Raw genomic sequence first — 544 nt, 5'->3', positions numbered from 1 at the left:
CGTCGATGCAGGGGTATTACCGGAAGCCGCGGATGGATCGTGAGCTGATTGCGGAGAATGCGGCGGGGATCATTGCGACGACGGGGTGTCCGTCGGGTGAGGTGCAGACGCGGTTGCGGCTGGGGCAGCGGGAGGCTGCGGTGCAGGCGGCGGCGGATTACCGGGATATTTTCGGGGCGGACAATTTTTTTCTGGAGTTGATGGATCACGGGCTGCCGATCGAGCGGTCGGTGCGGGAGGGGTTGCTGGAGGTCGGGCGGTTGCTGGATTTGCGGCCGTTGGCGACGAATGATTCGCATTATGTGACGAAGGATCAGGCGGATACGCATTCGGCGTTGTTGTGTGTGCAGGCGGGGAAGACGCTGAATGATCCGACGCGGTTCAAGTTCGATGGTGATGGTTATTTCCTGAAGTCCGCGGATGAGATGCGGGAGTATTGGGACCGGGAGGTGCCGGGGGCGGCGGACAGCACGTTGTGGATCGCCGAGCGGGTCGAGTCGTATGAGGAGGTGTACACGCACAAGGACCGGATGCCGGTCTTCGA

Annotated in this window: 1 protein-coding gene; it reads left to right on the top strand. The window is 61.9% G+C overall.

All coding sequences use genetic code 11. The features are described 5' to 3' along the window. Positions 1–544 (top strand): PHP domain-containing protein (locus OO71_RS45935; RefSeq protein ID WP_156096891.1); only part of this gene is annotated, 544 nt, incomplete at both ends.

Source organism: Amycolatopsis jejuensis, from assembly GCF_000717335.1.
Classification (GTDB): Bacteria; Actinomycetota; Actinomycetes; order Mycobacteriales; family Pseudonocardiaceae; genus Amycolatopsis; species Amycolatopsis jejuensis.
This window is presented reverse-complemented; position numbering and strand designations above follow the sequence as displayed.